The organism is Frankia sp. CcWB2 (genome assembly GCF_977927585.1).
This window is the reverse complement of the sequence record NZ_CDWRCM010000083.1, coordinates 17,836-18,891: the sequence shown is the minus strand read 5'-3', so window position 1 is coordinate 18,891 and position 1,056 is coordinate 17,836. Positions and strand designations below refer to the sequence as shown.

General features: G+C 69.4%; 1 protein-coding gene. It reads right to left on the bottom strand.

All coding sequences use genetic code 11. The features are described 5' to 3' along the window. Window positions 1–151: 151 nt before the first annotated feature. Complete coding sequence (locus tag ACY45C_RS10925) at window positions 152–1,015, bottom strand: LLM class F420-dependent oxidoreductase (RefSeq protein ID WP_462187505.1); 864 nt, start codon at window positions 1,013–1,015, stop codon at window positions 152–154. Between the last annotated feature and the right edge of the window lie 41 nt (window positions 1,016–1,056).

Genomic DNA, 1,056 nt, shown 5'->3' with positions numbered 1-1,056 from the left:
CCGCCGCGCCGGACCAGTGGCGGCGCAACCTGCGCGTCATTCTCGACGACCTGCGCCCGCCGGCTCCGGACTGATGGCCGCGGTTCGGCCGGCCACGGTACGGGCCTGGGACCACATCTGAGCCAGATCGCCTCGGATGGTCAGGTAATGGTCAGGTAGTTGGCTGCTTGACGCCGCCTCCGGCGCTGGCCAGCGGTCCCAGCTGGTCCAGCGCGCGCAGCGTCGCGTCGGCGTCGGTGATGGTGAGCAGCCCGAACAGGGCGCGACGGACACCACGGGCGCGCAGCCTCTCGAGCGTGGCCTCGTCGGGATCCATGAGCGGAACGGTCACCGGTGGCGTCGCCACCCCGGCCCGGTCCGCCTCCTCGGCCAGCTCGTCCAGGCCTTGGATCAGCTGGTCGACCGGAAGGGGCGGAGTGAGCCAGCCGTCGCGCCCGGCGATGATCCGGCGGAAGGTCGTCGGGCCCCATCCCCCGATCCAGACCGGCGGATACGGTCGCTGCACAGGCTTGGGCCGCTGGAAGACCGGATCGAAATCGACGAAGCGACCGTGGAACTCCGCCTCCTCGGTGGTCCAAAGCGCCTTCACCGCGGCCAACCGCTCCCGCATCAGCGCCATTCGAGTCGCCGGGTCGGTGCCGTGGTTGCGCATCTCCTCACGCAGCCAGCCGGCGCCGACGCCGAGTTCGAAACGGCCCTCGCTGACCAGGTCCAGGCTGGCCGCTTCCTTCGCCAACAGGAGCGGGTCCCGCTGGACCACGAGCGCGACCGCGGTGCCCACGCGCAACCGGGTGGTCGCGGTCGCCGCGGCCGTCAGACTGACGAAAGGATCAAGATTGCGGTAGTAGTCGCGGGGAATCTCGCCAAGCTCGGGGTGCGCTGTCTCCCGTCGGGCGGGGATGTGGGTGTGCTCAGCGACGAACAGTGATTCGAAGCCGCGCTCCTCGATCGCCCGGGCGAGCTGAGCAGGCCTGATCTGTTCGTCAGTGACCGCGGTGAAGATCCCGATATCCATGCGTCGCACCGTAGAGTCTGCCATCAGTGTCAGGGTCAAGA

What these genes read in the sequence shown, in the direction of transcription:
- ACY45C_RS10925 (WP_462187505.1), bottom strand. Translation starts at nt 1,015, where the DNA reads ATGGATATCGGGATCTTCACCGCGGTCACTGACGAACAGATCAGGCCT.